Genomic DNA, 18,767 nt, shown 5'->3' with positions numbered 1-18,767 from the left:
CCCCCGAGCAGAAACGCCTTCATCGCTCAGCCCGTGCCGGTCTGCGCCGCCAGGAAAGGCGGCTTGCCTGCTGCGACAGCGCAGCCAGGCGCCTGAGCCAGCGGCGCGCCGTGCCCTTGGCGAGGCGGCCGAGATAGCGCGAATAGCCGCCCGCATAGCCAAGCGGCCCGTCGGCGAGGGAGCGCGCCTTCAGAGCGAAGGCAGCTCGGCTCGAATACAGGTCGGTGGCACGCTTCTCCGGGTCGGCGTAGAAGGAAGCGAGCTTGCCCGCGCTCATGCCGGGCGTCTCCATCCAGCGCGGCACATGCACCGCACAAAGCCGCTCGACATCGCTCAGCACCTTGTTTGTGCCGGTGCCGGCGGCCGGGCAGGAGGTTGCGAAGGCGTCGCCGACGAGCACCAGGCCGGGCTGCTCGAAATTGGCCGCGACATAGAGATCGGCGGGCCGTACGCGCACCGGGCCCTGGATCGCGTAGGGGCCGATCAGCCTGCCCAGCCGCGGCATGAGGCTCGCGAGCGCGGCTTCCGGCTCCTCGCGGATCGCCTTCAGCCAGGGATCGTCCATATCGCGATAGGTCATCAGGTTGGCACGCATCACCGTGCCGAGCCTGAACAGGGTGAGATAGGCGGTGCGGTCCTGCGGACGCTCGCCATAATAGGTCAGGGAATCGAAGGGGAAGCGCGCGCTGGAGCGCGGTACGACGTCGAAGCCGATGGTGATCGAATGGTTCGCGCTGATCGTCCGGCACTCGATTCCGAGCGAGCTTCGCAAGGCACGGTTCAGCCCGTTGGCGAGTACGACCAGACGGGCGGTGACGACCTCGCCGTCGACGAGTGAAACCGTCTGTTCGTCCTCGCTCAGCGCGATCGCGGCCACTGTGCCGCGCAGGCAGCGCACGCGCGGCGGGATGCCCTGCCGGACGGCGCGGACGAGGGGCTGGTAGAGAATGCCGTACTGGTCGATGGCCATCTTGTCGGCCAGCCGTCCGAGGCGCGCGACCCAGAGCTCTCGGTTATGCGTCGCGGCCGGCAGGACCAACCCGGCGAGCCCCATGCGGCGCAGCAGGCGCACCTGCGACGGGTCGAGTTTCTCGCACCGGAAATCAGGACGGGGCGGATCGTAGGGATCGATCAGCATGACGTCGAGATCGGCCCGCCCGAGCATTACCGCGGCGCTGGCGCCGGCAAGCCCGCCCCCGACGATGACGATGTCCGCCGATTGTGCCATCGCCTGTCACCCTTGTGCTTGGGGGGGCCGTGCGCCGCGCAGACGTTCCCGGATGCGCTCGATCTCCGGGCGCAGGCGGTGATAGAGCTGCCGCGCAGCTTCCCTGGCGCTTCGGAATGCCTTCTCGCGAGCTGAGAGCAGCAGCAGGCGCAAGCGGCGCTCGGGGCCGGCATCGATCAGCAGGTCGCCCACTTCATGCCGCTCCGGCCAGCGCTCTGCCTGATGTCCGACGTCGCGGTGGTTGCAGGAATCCGTGAAGGCTACGGCGGGGTCGGCGAGCAATCGCGTCGTGGTGTGTTCGAGAAGGAGAGCGCCGGGCGAGAAGCGGCTATAGGCTTCGTCATAGGCGGTCCGCCAAGTGTAGGCGGCATCGCCCGAGAACAAGATCACCCACATCGCGACCGGAACACCGTTCAGTCGCAGCGCCTCGATCGACACCAGCCGGCGCTCGGCGAGCGCCGCGATCATCTCGCGCGTGAACCGTTCCGTCGCCGGGGCAGAGGCGAGCGCGCTGTGCCGCGCCGCCTTCCAGCCTGAGGCCTCGAGCCGGAGAAACTCGTCCAGCGCCGCGGCGACGGCCCCCGGCTCGTCGACGACCGTCATCGCCAGCTCGCCTTCCTTGCCGAGCTGGCGCCGCTTGCGGGCAAAGCCCTGCAGTCGCTTCGCCGACATCGAACTCGCCCAAAAGGCTTTCGGGTCGTCGCAGGATGTCAGCTTCGCGCGCTTGCGCGTTTCGAGCAGCTGCCAGTGTCCGGCGCCGCGAGCCTGTATCGCCTCGAGTGCCGCCATCACCGCCGAGCCGCCCGACATGTCGCCGGCCTGGATGAGCTTGGGCAGTTCCGGTGTCTTGCGAACCGCTTCCAGCATCGCCGCCAGCACCGCGGAAACATGGGCGCGGTCGATCACCGGCGTGCCGAGATAGGCGACCGGACCCGGTGGGCTGACCAGCGCCTTCCAGGGCCAGCTGAGCCGGGTTCTGCGCTCGACAAGAAGCCAGACGCCGACGAGACGGGATTGCGTATCGACCTCGGGCTCGTCGGCCCAGGCCAGCAGGACCCGGACCTTGTCCGGCCAGGCGGCAGCGAAAGCTTGCGCGACGGCGGGGTCCATGAAGACATTCGGAACCGCCGCACGGCTGCTGAGGTCGCTCCATTCAGCGCCCAAGGCTGCGAAGTCGCGAGCGCTCGCCAGCTGGATCCGCGGGGAGCCGGCCAGTCGCGGCGCGTTCGCGGCGTGATTGTCCAGAAGACTGCGTTTCGATCCGGGAGGCGCGGGCATGCGGCTGAATCGCGGCAGGGCTGCACTGTCGCTCACGGCTGTCCTCCGCCGGCCTTGCCGGTCTCCGGCACCGAATGGGCGCCATGGTGCCGCAAGGCCAGCAGCATGCTCCGGCCGCGACGCGCCGCCTCGCGCAGCCGCCGGTGCCCGAGCTCTAGCGTGCTGACCAGTCCGAACAGTGCCGTCCGACGCTGCCGGGCATCGACGATCAGGTCCGAAACCTCGCGCCGGCCGGCCCAGAACTCCGCCATATGGCCGGTGTCGTGATGATTGCAGGAATCGACCGCTCGCAGGGCAGGGTCGGCGAGAAAGCGACCGGTCACTTCCTGATGCAGCAGCAGCCCGGGTGCACAGGCGCGATGGGCCTCGTCATAGGCTGATTTCCAGGTGAAGGCGGTCTCGCCGGATTGGACGGTGACCTGCATGGCGATTGCCCGGCCGTCCAGACGCAGGGCGATGATCTGGGCCTGGTGGCGGTTCGCCAGCGCTGCGATCGCTCGTCTGAAGAAGCTCGTCAGCACCGGCGTGCGCAGGATCGCCTGCCCGCGGCTGCTCCGCCGTCCCTTCCAGCCCGAAGCCTCGAGCGTGAGGAACTCTTCGATCGCCGGACCGACCTCGCTGCCGCCGGCATGCCGCGTGCAGCTGACGACGCCTTGCCGCGAGAGCCGTTGCTGCTTCTTTCGCAGCGCCTTGGCGCGGCTGGGCGAGACGGGACTGGTCCCGCCGCCCGAGGCCGATTTCAGCAGCGAGGGACGCAGCCGGGTTTCCAGCCGGGTGCAGGGTGAGCCGCGCCGCGCCAGAACCTCCGCGAAGACCGCGGCGACGGGCCCGCTCGCATCGAGGCTTCCAATGCTCAGAAGGTCTGGCAGGGAACGCTCGGCAGCGATCGCGTCCAGCATGCCCGAAAGGGCCTGCGCAGCATCGTCACGGTCGAGCACGGGCGTGCCGAGAAAAGCATGGTCGATCACCGGCGTCTTGAGCATCGGCACCGGCAGCAAGGGAAAGGCAGGCCGACGTGCCAGCGCCCAGAGGCCGATGAGTCGGCTGGGCGTATCGGGTTGGGGCGCGCTCCAGGCGAGCAGGACCGCGATCTCGGCCGCTCCGACCTCGGCTGCCGCTGCGATCAGCGACGGCTCCAGGAAGGCGTTGTCTGCCAGGGCCCGGCCGCAGAGGTCGCGCCATTCCCGCTCGATCGTGGCGAGCCGCTGTGGCGTCGTGATCTCGACGCCGATGGTCGCCGCGGCGGCGCCTTCCGCCGCAAGGCGGCCGGAACGGTGACGCGGTTCATCCAAAAGCTCGACCGGATCGTGTTGCACCAGCTCTCTCCGAAGCTTGGGGCCATTATACGGTTCCGCCTTCGGAGGGCGCTTCTGGCAAACGGATTAACCCCATATTGACGCGGTACTCCCACCGGCAGGGTTTGTCCGCTTGAGCAGCGCTGCTGCTCGTCAGTCCTAAATAAAGCCGGCTAACTACATTGTTCTGAAATGGAACAGGGGTCGCGACGGGAGTGGTTCGATCAAGACTGGATCGGCGCCGAGGCATTCGACGACCGCGACTGCCGTGGCAAGTAGGTCGGAGATGAACAGCGCGCTGCCGTCGCCTTGCGGCTTGCGCGCGCTATCACGGCTGGCGGCGAAGGCGTGGTAGCGCCGGCGCGTTGCCGCGGACGGCCCAGCTCACGATCGTCGCGATCTCTCAGAGGCTGCGCAGGCCGAGAGCCGTGCTGGCCTCTTCGGCCATCCAGCCGAGTCGCTCATAGTCGCCGCGCCAGTACAGGAGCGCGGCGTCATCGCCGCCGAGCCTGATCTCGCGGACGCGGCCGATGACGATGGCGTGCGAATGGCGCTCGATCAACTCCTCGACCTCGCAGTCGAGCGCCGCGAGCGCGCCATCGAGCAGCGGTGCGCCGCTCGGCCCGGTCGACCAGCTGGCGCCGGCATAGCGCGCCGCGCCCTTCTCGCCTCCGCGACCGGCGAAGCGGTCGGCGATCTGCTTCTGCGCCGCATTGAGGAAGTTGACTGCGAAGCTGCGATGGCGGGTCAGAACCGGAAAGCTCGACGAGGCCAGGTTCAGGCCGAACATCAGCGTCGGCGGCTCCGCGGAGAGCGAGGCCACCGAGGTCGCGGTGAGGCCGGTCCGGTCCTCGCCGCGGCCGGTGGTGATGACGCTGACTCCGCCCGCGAGATGGCGCAGGGCGGCCCGAAACGCCGCGACATCCTCGCGGGCCGGGACCGGCCCGGAGGCGAGCCGGGCAATGCGGGGGCCGCCTCGGCTGCGCAGCGCTGGCTCGGTCGGGTACGCCTTGGTGACAAGCGGAACGATCGTCATCGGCAACCTCACAGGATCAGGCCGGAAGGCGGGCGGCGGGGCGACGACGCGTCGCGCGCTCCCCGATGGCGGCGCGGTAGGCGTCGGCAATCGAGCCGAAATGCCGGCCGTCGAGGGCGTCGAAGGCCGGCCGGGACGAGAAGAAGCGGAAATCGGTGCCGGAGCCGACGACGAGGCCGGCAGCGACACCGCGAACCTCGATCAGGATGGTCTGGGACATGGTGCCTCCTTCGCCGGAGAGCCGGCGTTGCAGCGTTCTTGAAATTCGCGTGAAGTATCCGATGATTCAGTTGCGCGAGGCGGTGCTCAGCGGCATCGGGTTGTGCCGATTGGCGGCGCTTCAAGAAGAATAAGAGCTCGTATCATAAACGTGACTCCGTCATTCGGAGCCCACGATTCTCTCGTGGTGCTTTTAGCGTTGATGACGCGGTGCAAGCTGCTCCAGCAAATCCCGCGATCCAGCGAAACGATGATTATCGCTCGATACTGTCATTCTTTCCGGCCGATGCCGTCCGGTCAATGAAAGGGGATTTCAAAGATCTGGCGCTCAGGAGGCGGAAGCGCCTCCCGAGCGCCGTGCCGGTGGCAGAATTCCGTTGCGCCCTTGCGGCGCCGGTCCGCACGGGGCGAAAGGCTCTGGCGAGCGAGCGGGATGGATTGTCGCCCGCGATGCCATGCCGGCCGGGCGAGGGGGCTTTTAAGCAGAATGCGGCAAACGAGCCCTTTTTTCTCGCTTCCTTGGGGCGGGCGAAAACGTTTTTCGGCCTCGTTGTGTTAATTAAAAAGAACATTCGTTTGACTTGAAGAACGTTCCTTTCCCAGAATTTAGCGAGATCGGCGGTTTGTCCCGGCCGATATCCAGAATTCGTGAAAGGCGCGAGCGATGACCCATACGAACGAGCTTTCAAATTGCTTCAGGCCTGGCCGGCGTGCGTCGTTGAAGGCTTTGCTTGTTCTGCCGCTGCTCGTTTCTTCTTTCGGTTTCGTCCGCGCTCAGGGCGCTCTGCCGACGCAGGTTCCGGGGGGTACGAAGCTCGTCGTCGCCGACCAGAACGAGGCGCTGCAGACGCTGATGCAGGCATCCGGCGCCCAGGCGAAACTGTCGAGCGCGGTCAGCTATGCCAACTTCCTCGGCGGGCCCGCCATTCTGGAAGCCTTCCGGGCCGGAGCGCTTGATCTCGCCACGGTCGGCAACACGCCGCCGATCCAGGCGCATGCCGCCGGCGAGCAGATCCCGATCGTCGCCGCACGCGTCTCCTCCGAGACCGATTACTTCCTCGCCTTGCGCCCGGGGCTCAAGCTGAGCAGCCTCGAGGAGCTGAAGGGCCGCAGCATCGCCTATGGCGAGGGCACCGGGCGCCAGCCCTTCGTGCTGAATGCGCTGAAACTCGCCGGGCTGACCCGCAAGGACGTCAAGCTCGTACCGCTCCGCGCCGCAGACTTTCCGGACGCGGTACGGACCGGCCAGGTCGACGTCGCAGCGCTGAACGAGCCGCATTTCTCCCGTTACCTCGCCGACTTCGCCGACCGCGGCGCGAGCGCGCTCCCGAAGGAGCAGAACGACAGGTTGCCGAAGAGCCTGACCTATCTCTACGCCAGCAAGAGGGCCCTAGACGACCCCGCGAAGGCGGCGGCGATCCGCGAGTTCGTCGCGGCCTGGATCGATGCCAACCGCTGGTCGCATCGCAATGTCGATGCCTGGGTCGATGCCTATTACGTCAAGCGCCAGAACCTGAAGCATGCCGATGGCCGCAAGATCGTCGAGTCCGAAGGCGCCTTCGAGTTTCCTCTCCTCGCCAGCCTGATCGGCAAGCAGCAGTCGCTGATCGACGTGATCCACGAGGCCGGCGACCTGCCGAAGCGCCTCGATGCCCCCCAGGAATTCGATCTGCGCTTCGACGACGTCATCGCCGGCAAGACCAACTGAATGCGCTCGGGAGATTTCGCATGACGCTCTTCGATCACGCGCTCGATGCGCAGGCCCTGATCGGCAGCCCGGCAAGGGAAGCCCCTGCCAGGGCTGCCGTGAGGCCCCCGCGCCTTGCTCCCGGAAAACTGCCGCCGGGTGCCATCCTCTTCGGCCCGTTCGCGCTGGTCGCGATATGGGAGCTGGCGTCAGCTACAGGCTGGCTCTCTCCGAGATTTCTCGCGGCTCCTTCGACCGCCATCGTCACCGGCTACGACCTGCTGGTGGGCGGCACGCTCGCCGATCACTTCCTCGCTTCGGCGTTCCGCGCCTATCTCGGGCTCGGCATCGGCGTCGCGCTGGGGCTGGCACTGGCGCTCGCCGCCGGGCTCTCCCGCATCGGGGAGGCCTCGATCGACGGCCTCGTGCAGATCAAGCGCGCCATCCCGACGCTGGCGCTGATCCCGCTCGCCATTCTCTGGCTCGGCATCGGCGAGGCCATGAAGATCGCGCTGATCGCGACCAGCGTGCTGGTGCCGGTCTACATCAACACCCATGCCGCGCTGCGCGGCATCGACATCAGGCATGTCGAGCTCGCCCGCAGCGTCGGCCTGAGCCGCGCCGACTTCCTGCGCGAGGTGGCGTTGCCCGGCGCGCTGCCGGGCTTCTTCACCGGCTTGCGCCTCGCCGTGACGACCTGCTGGACCGCGCTCGTCGTGCTCGAGCAGATCAACACCAGCGAGGGCATCGGCTATCTGATGAACCGCGCCCGCGACTATGGCCAGACCGACATTATCGTCGTCGGACTGGCGATCTACGCGATCCTCGGCCTTGCCTCCGACTTCGCGGTCAGGTCCTGGGAGCGGCGCGCCCTGTCCTATCGCCGGGCGCTGGCGTTATGAACGCCGCGATCCACCCCTTCCGGCAAAGCACGGGTGCGGATGCAGCGGTCAGGCTGCGCAGCGTCTCCCGGCGCTTCTCCGGCCGCACCGTGCTGGGCGAGGTCTCGCTCGATTTTGCGCCCGGCGAGTTCGTCGCGCTGATCGGCAAGAGCGGTTCGGGAAAGAGCACGCTGCTGCGGGCGCTCGCCGGCCTCGACGACGGCGTCGAAGGCGAGGGCACGATCGAGGTGCCGGCCGATCGCTCGGTGCTCTTCCAGGACTCCCGCCTGCTGCCCTGGAAGACCGTGCTGCAGAATGCCGTCTTCGGCCTGCGGCTGCCGGACGCGGATCGGCGCGGACGTGCCGCGCTCGCCGATGTCGGTCTGTCGGGGCGCGAGGATGCCTGGCCGAACGCGCTGTCCGGCGGCGAGCAGCAGCGCGTCGCCCTGGCGCGCTCGCTGGTCAGGCAACCCCGGCTCCTGCTCGCCGACGAACCCTTCGGCGCGCTCGATGCCCTGACCCGCATCCGCATGCACGAGCTGGTCTTTCGCCTGATCGGCCAGCACGGACCCACGGTCCTGCTCGTCACCCATGACGTCGACGAGGCGATCAAGCTGGCCGACCGGGTGCTCGTCATGGAGGACGGCCGCATCGTCCTCGACCGGCAGGTCGGGCTGCCGCATCCGCGCCCCAGGGACGGCCGCGTCGATGCGCTGCGTGCCGATCTTCTCGCTGCGCTCGGCGTCGTCGACGCCGTCTGATCCTCATCTCAGGAGACTTTGCCCATGACGCGCGAACTGCATCTGAACCTCTTCATCAATGGCCGTGGCCATCACGAAGCCGCCTGGCGGCACGATGCCTCGGCATACCGGGCGCTGACGGATGTCAGCTATTACCGCGACCTTGCGCTCGCGGCCGAAGCGGCCAAGCTCGACTCGATCTTCTTCGCCGATCATGTGACCCTCGGCGAGGACATCGAGCATGCGACGCGCGGCGAGCTCGAGCCGCTGACGCTGCTCGGCTCGCTCGCGGCGCTGACCGAGCGCATCGGCCTGATCGCCACCGCATCGACGACCTATAGCGAGCCCTACAATCTCGCCCGGCAATTCGCTTCGCTCGACCATCTCAGCGGTGGGCGGATCGGCTGGAACATCGTGACCTCCTGGGCGCCATCCGCCGCCGCCAATTTCGGCCTGGAGCAGCAGGCCGGCATCGACCAGCGCTATGCCCGCGCCAACGAGTTCGTCGAGGTCGTCTCCAAGCTCTGGGACAGCTGGGCCCGCGACGCGATCCTCGACGATCGGGCGAGCGGCTCCTATGCGCGCTCACAGGGCATCCGGCCGGCGGCGCATAACGGCGCCTTCTTCAAGGTGGCCGGTGCGCTCAACATTCCGCGCTCGCCGCAAGGCAGGCCGGTCTTCGTCCAGGCCGGTTCCTCCACCGATGGGCGTGCCTTCGCTGCCCGCTATGCCGAGGCGATCTTCACCGCCCATCTCAACAAGGGAAGCGCGATCGCCTTCTACAACGACATCAAGACGCAAGGACGGGCGCTCGGGCGCAGCCCTGACCAGATCGTCATCCTGCCCGGCATCAGTGCCGCGATCGGCTCGACCGAGGCCGAGGCGAAGCGCGTCTGGGCCGAGCTGAACGAGCTCTCGCATCCCAGCGTCGGGCTGGCGCGCCTGTCCAACCGCTTCGGCGGGTACGACTTCTCGCATCTGAAGCTCGATCAGGTGCTTTCGGTCGAGGATTTCCCGGACCCGGCCCTTGTCCAGGCCTCGCGCAGCCGGGCCCAGTCGATCACCGCCCTCGTCGCCCGCGAGCGGCCGACCCTGCGTGGCCTGCTGCACAGCCTCGCCGGCGCACGTGGCCACTTCACCGCGACCGGAACGCCCGAGCAGATCGCCGACATCATCGCCGACTGGTTCACCTCGGGCGCGTCCGACGGCTTCAACGTGATGCCGCCGATCCTGCCGCAGCAGTTCGAGATCTTCGCCGGCGAGGTCGTGCCCTTGCTGCGCAAGCGCGGGCTGTTCCGCAGCGAGTATCGCGACGGCACCTTGCGCGACCGTCTCGGTCTCGACCCGGTACCCAGCCAGTACGATCCGGCCGAGCCGGTTCGGCGCTCGGCCTAGAGCTGGCTCCGGCAATGCGCCCGGCTCATGCAGCCGGGCCTCAAGCTGCAGTCCCGTTTCCTGATCGAGCTGCTAGTCTGGGGTTCGAGAACGGTCGAAATCCCGGAGGATACGCATGCTGGAGAAGAAGCAGTTCTACATCGACGGCGCCTGGGTGGCGCCTTCGGCGCAGCGAGAGCTGGAGGTCGTCGACCCCTCGACCGGCCAGGCCTATGCGGCGATCTCGATCGGTGACGCGAGCGATGCCGACCGGGCGGTCGCGGCCGCCAAGCGCGCCTTCGAGAGCTGGTCGCGGACCGAGCCGTCCGAGCGCCTGAAGCTGGTCGAGCGCCTGCTCGAGATCTACAAGCGCCGCGCGCCGGAGATGGCGCAGACGATCAGCCAGGAGATGGGCGCGCCGATCGACATGGCGCTCGCGAGCCAGGTCGGCGCCGGCGCCTATCACATCACCAATTTCATCAATGCCTTCAAGGATTTCCAGTTTCTGCGCCCGCTCGGCCCGCACGCCCCCAATGACCGTATCCAGATGGATGCGATCGGCGTTGTCGGCCTGATCACGCCCTGGAATTGGCCGATGAACCAGGTCACGCTCAAGGTGGTTCCGGCCCTGCTCGCCGGCTGCACCATGGTCCTCAAGCCGTCCGAGATCGCGCCGCTCTCCTCGATGCTGTTCGCCGAGTATGTCGACGAGGCAGGCTTCCCGAAGGGCGTGTTCAACCTGGTCAATGGCGACGGCGCCGGCGTTGGCACGCATCTGTCGTCGCATCCGGACATCGAGATGATCAGCTTCACCGGCTCGACCCGGGCCGGTGTCGCAATCTCGAAGGTCGCGGCCGAAAGCCTCAAGCGCGTCGTGCTCGAGCTCGGCGGCAAGGGCGCCAACATCGTCTTCGCCGATGCCGAGCCGGGCACGGTGAAGCGCGGCGTGCTGCACTGCTTCAACAACACCGGGCAGAGCTGCAACGCCCCGACCCGCATGCTGGTCGAGCGCTCGATCTACGACCGTGCCGTCGAGGAGGCCAAGACGGTCGCCGAGCAGGTCGTGGTCGACACCGCGCACAAGCCCGGCAAGCATATCGGCCCGCTGGCCTCGGAAGCGCAGTTCCGCAAGGTCCAGGACCTGATCCAGAAGGGCATCGACGAGGGCGCGCGGCTGGTCACCGGCGGCGTCGGACGGCCCAACGGGCAGAACCAGGGCTATTTCGTTCGTCCGACCGTGTTCGCCGACGTCAACAACCAGATGACCATCGCGCGCGAAGAGATCTTCGGCCCCGTGCTGTCGATCATCCCCTTCGACAGCGAGGAGCAGGCGATCGCGATCGCGAACGACACGCCCTACGGCCTGACGAACTATGTCCAGTCGGCCGATGGCGAGAAGCGCAACCGCGTCGCCTCGCGCCTGAAGTCCGGCATGGTCGAGATGAACGGCAATTCGCGCGGGCCGGGCGCGCCCTTCGGCGGGGTCAAGGCCTCCGGCCGCGCCCGCGAGGGCGGCGTCTGGGGCATCGAGGAGTTCCTCGAGCCCAAGGCGATCTCCGGCTGGGCGCCGCAGGGCTAGAACGTCCATTGGCCAAATGGCATCCCCCGTCATGCGGGGGATGCCTGCAAAAATTGGCTGCCGGCCTCGCTCCAAGCGCGGCCATGACAGGCGGTCGTGAGTTGCGCAAAGTTCGGCGGCATTAGAGCGCGCCGCTGGTGGCAGGTCGCCGCGACCTCCGTCCCGCTTCAAGAGACGAAGCATGTCGTTGCACGAAGGCAACAGGCGCGGCTGAATCTCCGTGCGACGAGAGCTGCTTCATCAAGCGGCCGCAATTCGGCGGTCAGTCTCGCAATCGATCAAGCAGTTTGAAGGTTAGATCCCTGCCGCGGGGATAGTAATCGGATTTCTGGCCCGCCGTGCGGGATTTGCTTTCACCATATGCTGCTTTCCCGTCTGCGGGAGGTAGAATCTGTCAAGAATTCCGGTACTGAATTGTTTCGCTATCTAACTTATGTTCGCAATGCGGTTGCCGGTCTTCTGATTGCGATCGCCTCTTCGGCGCAAGCGACGCCATCCCTCCTCGTCGATACCGGCAGTCTGCAGGTCCTTCGGTCGAAGGATGCCGGACGTGCCTGGTATCCGGCCTCAACCACCAAGCTGATGACGGCCTTCGTCACCTTCGAGCAATTGCGCACCGGGCGCATTGCGCTCGGTCAGGACGTTGTCTTCTCACGAAAGGCTCTCGCCCGGGAGTCCGTGCAGTCGGGGCTGGTGCCCGGCAGCGTGATGTCGCTCGAGGATGCGCTTTACGCGATGCTGGCAGTGTCGGCGAACGAGGCGGCCGCCGCGATCGCGGAGACGGTTGCCGGCAACGAAACCGACTTTGTCGCCCTGATGAACGATGCCGCCCGGCGCCTGGGCATGACCGGCACGCACTTCGTCAATCCGGACGGTCTTTTCGACCGAGGGCAGGTCACCACCGCCAGAGACCTGGCCCTGCTCGGGGTCGCCATAGACCGGAACTTCCGGGAGTACTTGCGTTTCTTCGATCGCTCCGAAGTCAGCATCGATGGGCGTGTCCTGAAATCGAGCGACGAGGTCATCAGACGTTTTTCCGGTGCGATCGGGCTGAAGACCGGATTCGTCTGCGCATCCGGGCGAAATCTCGTCTCCCTTGCCGTCCGCGGCGAAAGGCGCCTGGTTGCGGTCGTGCTGGGCGCGACGACCGAGAAGGAGCGCAGCGAGCGCATCGCCCAGCTCTTGCAGTCCGGATTTGATAGATCGGATGGTGGCAGTCGGCCGGCGCTGCTCGCTTTGCAGAATCAGAAGGCCTCCAAGCCTGAAGATTTGCGCACCAGGCTCTGCGGCCCGCAGGCGACGGCATACGAGCGGCGGCAAAGAAAGCTCTATCCGATGGGGCATGCCGGGCACCCAAGCTTCCTGGGCGCGCCGGCTGCTCCCAGGACTTGGAAAATCCGCACGCGGAGCTCGTACGTGGCGGCCTCCCCATCATCTCCCACGCCGGCGCCACGTCCACACGCGCTCCGGCAGCACTGAAAGCAGGCCGGCTGGAGGGCTTGGATCGCGCCCTGGTCGGGGGCGCCTCATCGCAGCCGTGGGCGAGCGAACTGAGGAACGGAATGACGGAGCGGAGGCGGGGAATGCAGGTCCGCGCTCCAAGTCCGGAGCACGGCTGCGCGACCGACATCCGATGGGGCCGCGAGCGAAGCGAACCAGCTTGAGATAAAAGGAATGGCGGACAGGGCGGGATTCGAACCCGCGATACGGTTTCCCGTATACACACTTTCCAGGCGTGCGCCTTCAACCACTCGGCCACCTGTCCGGCGCGCTGCTTATGACCTCCGGGCCAGCTTCTTTCAAGTGCCGAAGCCGACGATTATGCAGGTTGCGGCAAATTCTCGTTTATCGTTGCAATGGCGGAGGCGCGGGCGCACATCGGAAAGGCCTGCAGGCCTCTGTCGGGGCGAGGGCATGGAGGGACCGTAAACCGGTCCGCGCCGCGGCCCGGGCGGAATTGGGGGATGGTTTGCGCTTTCTGATCAGGATTCTCGGCTATCTTCTGGTCGCGGGCGGCTTCGTCGTCCTTCTGACCGACGGTGCGCGCTCGATCGCCAACTCCGCGCTGCGCTTCACCCCTCTTGGCGAGACCCTGCTTGCCGTGTTCGGTGACCGTTTCCGACAGCTCCAGCCGGCCGTCGAGCGCAATCTGCATCCCTTGCTCTGGGACCCCGTCCTGCTCCATCTCATGCTGCTGCCGACCGCGCTCGCCGGCCTGCTGCTCGGCTTCCTCTTGCTATGGCTCGGTGCCGAGCCGAAGCCCCTGATCGGCATCGTCACACGGCGGTGAGGCGCCGAGGCGAATCTCCGCTGCGTCGGCTAGCGTCTGCCGCGGCCATGCCCACCTGAATCCGAAGGGGCGCCAGGCAAGCGGTTCACCAGAGACGGTGCCGCATTTTAGACACAATCTTGCGTGGACAAGCCTGCAAACGCACGGGCCTTGCCCGTCCGCCCCTTGATCCCGCTCGCAAAGCTTCCGACACTCTCCGGCTTCAACCGGAGGTTTTCCATGAATTCGAAGCTCAAGAAGCGCCTTGGCGGGTTCGGCCTTGGTCTCGGCGTTCTCGCGCTGGCGGGTGTTGCGCTTGCCCAGGCTCCCGCCTTCTTCCGCATCGGCACGGGCGGCACCGCCGGCACCTATTATCCGATCGGCGGCCTGATCGCGAACGCCATCTCGGCGCCGCCGCAGCTGGTCTCGACCGCGGTCGCGAGCAATGGCTCCGTCGCCAATGTCAACGCGATCGTCGGTGGTGCGGCCGAATCCGGCTTCGTCCAGGCTGACGTGGCCTATTGGGCCTTTTCCGGCACCGGCGTCTACGAGGGCAAGCCGAAGGTCGCCGAGCTGCGCTCCATCGCCAATCTCTACCCTGAGAGCGTCCACCTCGTCGTCCGCAAGGCCTCGAACGTGAAGAGCGTGGCCGATCTCAAGGGCAAGAAGGTTTCGCTCGACGAGCCGGGTTCCGGCACGTTGCTCAACGCCAAGGCGATCCTCGCCGCCTTCGGCGTCACCGAGAAGGACATCACAGCCGAGTATCTCAAGCCCAACCAGGCGGCCGAGAAGATGAAGGACGGCTCGGTCGATGCCTTCTTCTTCACCGGCGGCTATCCGGCCGCGGCGATCTCGGAGCTGGCCTCGACCGGCTCGGGCATCGACATCCTGCCGATCACCGGCGCTCCGGCCGAGAAGCTCGCCAAGGAATCGCCCTTCTTCGCCGCCGACGAGATCCCGGCCGGCACCTACAAGGATGTCGGCGCGGTCAAGACGGTCGCGGTCGGCGCCCATTGGGTGACCTCCTCGAAGGTCTCGGCTGACACGGTCTATGCCGCGACCAAGGGGCTGTGGAGCGACAAGGCCCGCGCCGCGCTCGATTCCGGCCACGCCAAGGGCAAGGCCATCCAGAAGGCGACCGCGCTGTCCGGCCTGCAGGGCGTGCCGCTGCATCCCGGCGCCGAGAAGTTCTACAAGGAAGCCGGCCTGCTGAAGTGACGCCCTAGCGTCGTGCTCGGGTCGGTCCCGAGCATCCCTGCGTGAGATTCTCGGGACGGCGCCGTGCGCCGCCCGAGAATGACAGCTTCGACCGCGTCTGACGCCGCGATCCGACGAAAGCCCGACATGACCAACCAGCCCTCCGCCGCCGAACTCGCCAAGCTCGAGGAAGAACTCGATCCCGAGATGCAGTTCCGCAAGGTGCCGCAGGCCACGGCGCTGCTGATCGGCGCCCTGCTGCTCGCGCTCTCGGCCTTCCATTACTACACCGCCGGCTTCGGGCTGCTGCGCGAGACGACGCATCGCGGCATCCATCTCGCCTTCGTGCTGGGGCTGATCTTCCTCGTCTTTTCCGGCCGCAAGAGCGACGCCGGAACCGTCTATGCCTCGACTGCGTTCCGCCCCGGCGGCGTGCCGCTCCATGACTGGGTCTTCGCCGTCGCGGTCGCGGTCTCCAGCCTCTACGTGCCCTATATCTTCGAGGACCTGGTCTTCCGCGTCGGCAATCCCTCGACGCTCGACGTGATCATGGGCTCGATCACCATCGTCCTGATGATCGAGGCGACGCGCCGCGCCATCGGCTGGGGCCTGCCGCTGATCGCGCTCTTCGCCATGGTCTATGCGATCTTCGGCCCCTGGTTCCCCGGCATTTTCCTGCATCCGGGCGCGACCTGGTCGGTGCTGGTCAACCATCTCTACCTGACCAGCCAGGGCGTCTACGGCGTCGCGCTCGGCGTGGTCGCGACCTATGTCTTCCATTTCGTCCTGTTCGGCGTGCTCGCCACGCGCATCGGCCTCGGCCGGCTCTTCCTCGGGGTCGCCGCCGCGGTCGCCGGGCGCTTTGCCGGCGGGCCGGCCAAGGTCTCGATCTTCGGCTCGGCCCTGTTCGGCATGATCTCGGGCTCGTCCGTCGCCAACACCGTCACCGTCGGCTCGCTCACCATCCCGATGATGATCCGGCTCGGCTATCAGCGCCATTTCGCGGCGGCGGTCGAGTCGACCGCTGCGACCGGCGGCCAGATCACGCCGCCGATCATGGGCGCGGCCGCCTTCCTGATGGTCGAGTTCCTCAACCTGCCTTACGCGACCATCGTCATTGCCGCGATCATCCCCGCCTTCATGCACTTCTTCGGCGTGCTGATGCAGGTGCATTTCGAGGCCAAGCGCAACGGCATGCGCGGCATGACCGACGCCGAGGCGCCGCAACTGCGCGAGGTCTTCGCGCGCGACTGGCCGACGATCGCGCCGCTCTTCGGCCTGATCGTCGTACTCTTCACCGGCTACACACCCTATCTCGCCGCCTTCTGGGGCATTACCGGCTGCATGCTGGTCGGCCTCGCGCATTACCGGGCGGCCTCGGCCCTCGTCTTCGCTCTGGCGATCGGCCTTGCCGCCCCGACAGAGCTCCTGCGCGTGCCCGGCGTCAATGCCGTGCTGGTCCTGGCCGCCTTCGCGGTCATGGCCCATGGCGCCCTTCTGCGCTGGGACGAGGGCCGCAAGCGCGTCAACGATCTCGTCGACGCCTTCATCCTCGGCGCGAAATACGCCATCGGCGTCGGCGCCGCGGCAGCGACGGTCGGCATCATCGTCGGCGTGGTCACGCTCACCGGCGTCGGCTTCAAGATCTCCTGGATCGTCACCTCGCTCGCCGATCAATGGGCCAATGCCGTGCTCGGCTTCGTGCCGTTCCTGCCCTTCGATCTCAAGAGCGCGACGCTGTTCTTCACCCTCGTCCTGACCGGCATCGTCTGCATCCTGCTCGGCTGCGGCGTGCCGACCACGGCGAACTACATCATCATGGTGACAGTGGCGGCGCCGGCGCTCGGCATGCTCGGCGTCAACCCGCTCGTCGCGCATTTCTTCGTGTTCTATTACGGGGTGCTCGCCGATGTGACGCCGCCAGTCGCGATCGCCGCCTATGCCGGGGCGAGCATGGCTGGGGCCGACCCGTTCAAGACCGGCAACACCGCCTTCCGGCTGGCGCTCGGCAAGGTGCTGGTGCCGTTCGTCTTCGTCTTCTCGCCCTCGATGCTGATCATGGCGCCGGGCTTCACCTGGACCGAGCTGATCGGCTCGACCGCCTCCTGCCTCGCCAGCATCACCTTCCTGTCGGCGGCCTTCGCCGGCTGGTTCCTGGCACCGCTGGCGATGTGGGAGCGCTTCGTGATTGCACTTGCCGCCTTGCCTATGATCCTGGCGACGCCGTTCAGCGTCGCGGCCGGGCTGGTAATCGCCGCGCCGGTGCTTGCAAGGCAGGTGCTGGCGCGGCGCGCAGCCGTTGCGCCAGCATAGTTCCCGATATGTTCTTGCAACCATAGCGCGCTTTCGCTAACGTCACGCCGCGGCAACGGAGCAATGCGGGCGGGGTGGCGCTGGGATGGTGACGCGGGTCGCAACGGTGGCGTTCGAGGGCATCGAGGCGCGCGCCGTCGACGTCCAGGTCCAGGTCACGCCCGGCGGCGTCGCGTTCATCCTCGTCGGCCTGCCCGACAAGGCGGTGGGCGAGAGCAAGGAGCGCGTTCGCGCCGCCCTGATCGCCTCGGGGCTGGCGCTGCCGGCCAAGCGGATCACCGTCAACCTCGCCCCGGCCGACCTTCCAAAGGAGGGCAGTCATTACGACCTGCCGATCGCGCTCGGCGTGATGGCCGCGATCGGCGCGATCCCGGCCGATGCACTCGCCGGTTACACGGTGCTCGGCGAGCTCGCACTCGACGGTTCGATCAGCCCGGTCGCCGGCGTGTTGCCGGCCGCAATCGCCGCCCATGCCCGCGGCCAGGGTCTGATCTGTCCGGCAGCCTCGGGCCCGGAAGCCGCCTGGGCGGCGCAGGATCTCGACATCCTCGCGCCCCGCTCGCTGATCCAGCTCGCCAATCACTTCAAGGGCACGCAGGTGATGGCGCGGCCGCAGCCTTCGGTCGCGCGCCAGGCCGGCGCGCTGCCCGATCTAGCCGACATCAAGGGCCAGGAGAGCGCCAAGCGTGTGCTCGAGATCGCCGCCGCCGGTGGCCACAACCTCCTGATGAACGGGCCGCCCGGCGCCGGGAAGTCGATGCTGGCGAGCCGGCTGCCTTCGATCCTGCCACCGCTCGCCCCGCGCGAACTGCTCGAGCTCTCGATGGTGCTCTCCATCGCCGGCCATCTCGCCGACGGGGCCTTGACCGACCGGCGGCCGTTCCGGGCACCGCATCATTCGGCATCAATGGCCGCGCTGGTCGGCGGCGGCATCAAGGCGACGCCGGGCGAGGTCTCGCTCGCCCATCATGGCGTGCTCTTCCTCGACGAGTTGCCGGAGTTCCAGCCGCAGGCGCTCGACGCGCTGCGCCAGCCCATGGAGACCGGCGAGGTCTTGATCTCGCGCGCCAACCACCGTGCCGTCTATCCGGCGCGGTTCCAATTGGTCGCGGCGATGAACCCCTGCCGCTGTGGCAAGGCGACCGAGCCCGGCTTCGCCTGCCGCCGCCAGCCCAATGAGCGCTGCATGGCCCAGTACCAGGCCGGCATCTCCGGCCCGATGCTCGACCGCATCGACATCACCATCGACGTGCCGGCCGTGACTGCCTCCGATCTGATCCTGCCTGCCGCGGCCGAAGGCTCGGCCGAGGTCGCGGTGCGGGTGGCGCAGGCCCGGGCACGTCAAGTCGCGCGCTTCGAACGGCTCGGGCTCGAAGGTGTAACCAGTAATGCCGGCTGCCCATCCTCGGCGCTCGACGAGGTCGCGCGGCCCGACGCCGCCGGGCTCGCCCTGCTGCGCAGCGCCGCCGAGGCGATGCGGCTGACGGCGCGCGGCTACCACCGCGTGCTCAAGGTCGCCCGCACGCTCGCGGATCTCGACGGCGAGGAAAAGGTCGGGCGCATCCATCTTGCCGAGGCGCTGTCCTATCGCTCGCGGATCGATCAGGCGGCGCAGGCGGCCTGATCGCCGTTCCATGCCAAAAGGTTAACGAAATCGTTCGAACCCGCCGC

15 protein-coding genes and 1 tRNA gene are annotated in these 18,767 nt (G+C 67.4%); 10 read left to right on the top strand and 6 right to left on the bottom strand.

The features are described 5' to 3' along the window. Positions 1-19: 19 nt before the first annotated feature. From AC1REK_RS24120 to AC1REK_RS24100, 5 genes are all read right to left on the bottom strand, one after another. Positions 20-1,228, bottom strand: coding sequence for an FAD-dependent oxidoreductase (locus AC1REK_RS24120; RefSeq protein WP_316016306.1), 1,209 nt, complete (start codon positions 1,226-1,228; stop codon positions 20-22). A 6-nt stretch (positions 1,229-1,234) separates the two neighbouring features. Beyond that, entirely contained in the window at positions 1,235-2,338 is a 1,104-nt protein-coding gene (locus AC1REK_RS24115; RefSeq protein WP_492269655.1) for a GNAT family N-acetyltransferase, read from the bottom strand. A gap of 200 nt (positions 2,339-2,538) precedes the next feature. Further along, positions 2,539-3,822, bottom strand: a complete 1,284-nt coding sequence (locus AC1REK_RS24110; protein ID WP_492269656.1) for a GNAT family N-acetyltransferase — start codon at positions 3,820-3,822, stop codon at positions 2,539-2,541. Positions 3,823-4,204: 382 nt separating this feature from the next. Next, positions 4,205-4,837: a flavin reductase family protein gene (locus AC1REK_RS24105; protein ID WP_492269657.1), complete on the bottom strand. Its 633-nt coding sequence runs from the start codon at positions 4,835-4,837 to the stop codon at positions 4,205-4,207. Between the two features lie 16 nt (positions 4,838-4,853). Further along, positions 4,854-5,057, bottom strand: a complete 204-nt coding sequence (locus AC1REK_RS24100) for a hypothetical protein (RefSeq protein WP_316016302.1) — start codon at positions 5,055-5,057, stop codon at positions 4,854-4,856. 717 nt (positions 5,058-5,774) lie between these two features. On the opposite strand from AC1REK_RS24100, the gene AC1REK_RS24095 reads away from it, so the two are divergent. From AC1REK_RS24095 to AC1REK_RS24070, 6 genes are all read left to right on the top strand, one after another. After that, positions 5,775-6,764, top strand: a complete 990-nt coding sequence (locus AC1REK_RS24095) for an ABC transporter substrate-binding protein (protein ID WP_492269658.1) — start codon at positions 5,775-5,777, stop codon at positions 6,762-6,764. A 20-nt stretch (positions 6,765-6,784) separates the two neighbouring features. Further along, positions 6,785-7,645, top strand: coding sequence for an ABC transporter permease (locus tag AC1REK_RS24090; protein ID WP_492269659.1), 861 nt, complete (start codon positions 6,785-6,787; stop codon positions 7,643-7,645). Continuing rightward, positions 7,642-8,385 (top strand): ABC transporter ATP-binding protein, encoded by a 744-nt coding sequence (locus tag AC1REK_RS24085; RefSeq protein WP_492269660.1) that lies wholly within the window; start codon positions 7,642-7,644, stop codon positions 8,383-8,385. The genes AC1REK_RS24090 and AC1REK_RS24085 overlap by 4 nt, the downstream gene beginning before the upstream one ends. A gap of 24 nt (positions 8,386-8,409) precedes the next feature. After that, positions 8,410-9,759 carry an LLM class flavin-dependent oxidoreductase gene (locus AC1REK_RS24080; protein ID WP_492269661.1) on the top strand — a complete coding sequence of 450 codons (1,350 nt, stop codon included), beginning with the start codon at positions 8,410-8,412 and terminating at the stop codon, positions 9,757-9,759. A gap of 115 nt (positions 9,760-9,874) precedes the next feature. Continuing rightward, entirely contained in the window at positions 9,875-11,317 is a 1,443-nt protein-coding gene (locus AC1REK_RS24075; protein ID WP_492269662.1) for an aldehyde dehydrogenase family protein, read from the top strand. Positions 11,318-11,677: 360 nt separating this feature from the next. Continuing rightward, positions 11,678-12,796 carry a D-alanyl-D-alanine carboxypeptidase family protein gene (locus tag AC1REK_RS24070; protein ID WP_492269663.1) on the top strand — a complete coding sequence of 373 codons (1,119 nt, stop codon included), beginning with the start codon at positions 11,678-11,680 and terminating at the stop codon, positions 12,794-12,796. A gap of 196 nt (positions 12,797-12,992) precedes the next feature. Here AC1REK_RS24070 and AC1REK_RS24065 read toward each other — a convergent pair. After that, positions 12,993-13,082, bottom strand: a tRNA-Ser gene (locus AC1REK_RS24065). 204 nt (positions 13,083-13,286) lie between these two features. Here AC1REK_RS24065 and AC1REK_RS24060 point away from each other — a divergent pair. The 4 genes from AC1REK_RS24060 to AC1REK_RS24045 all read left to right on the top strand — a co-directional run bounded on the left by AC1REK_RS24060 (position 13,287) and on the right by AC1REK_RS24045 (position 18,720). Further along, positions 13,287-13,607 carry a hypothetical protein gene (locus AC1REK_RS24060; protein ID WP_492269664.1) on the top strand — a complete coding sequence of 107 codons (321 nt, stop codon included), beginning with the start codon at positions 13,287-13,289 and terminating at the stop codon, positions 13,605-13,607. A 219-nt stretch (positions 13,608-13,826) separates the two neighbouring features. Then, positions 13,827-14,804: a TAXI family TRAP transporter solute-binding subunit gene (locus AC1REK_RS24055; protein ID WP_492269665.1), complete on the top strand. Its 978-nt coding sequence runs from the start codon at positions 13,827-13,829 to the stop codon at positions 14,802-14,804. 126 nt (positions 14,805-14,930) lie between these two features. Next, entirely contained in the window at positions 14,931-17,096 is a 2,166-nt protein-coding gene (locus AC1REK_RS24050; RefSeq protein WP_492269666.1) for a TRAP transporter permease, read from the top strand. 85 nt (positions 17,097-17,181) lie between these two features. Beyond that, entirely contained in the window at positions 17,182-18,720 is a 1,539-nt protein-coding gene (locus tag AC1REK_RS24045) for a YifB family Mg chelatase-like AAA ATPase (RefSeq protein ID WP_492269667.1), read from the top strand. Positions 18,721-18,767: the final 47 nt, after the last annotated feature.

This window comes from Allobosea sp. GW823-FHT02B03 (assembly GCF_058797755.1).
The sequence above is the reverse complement of the archived record's forward strand: the minus strand, read 5'-3'. Positions and strand labels throughout refer to the sequence as shown.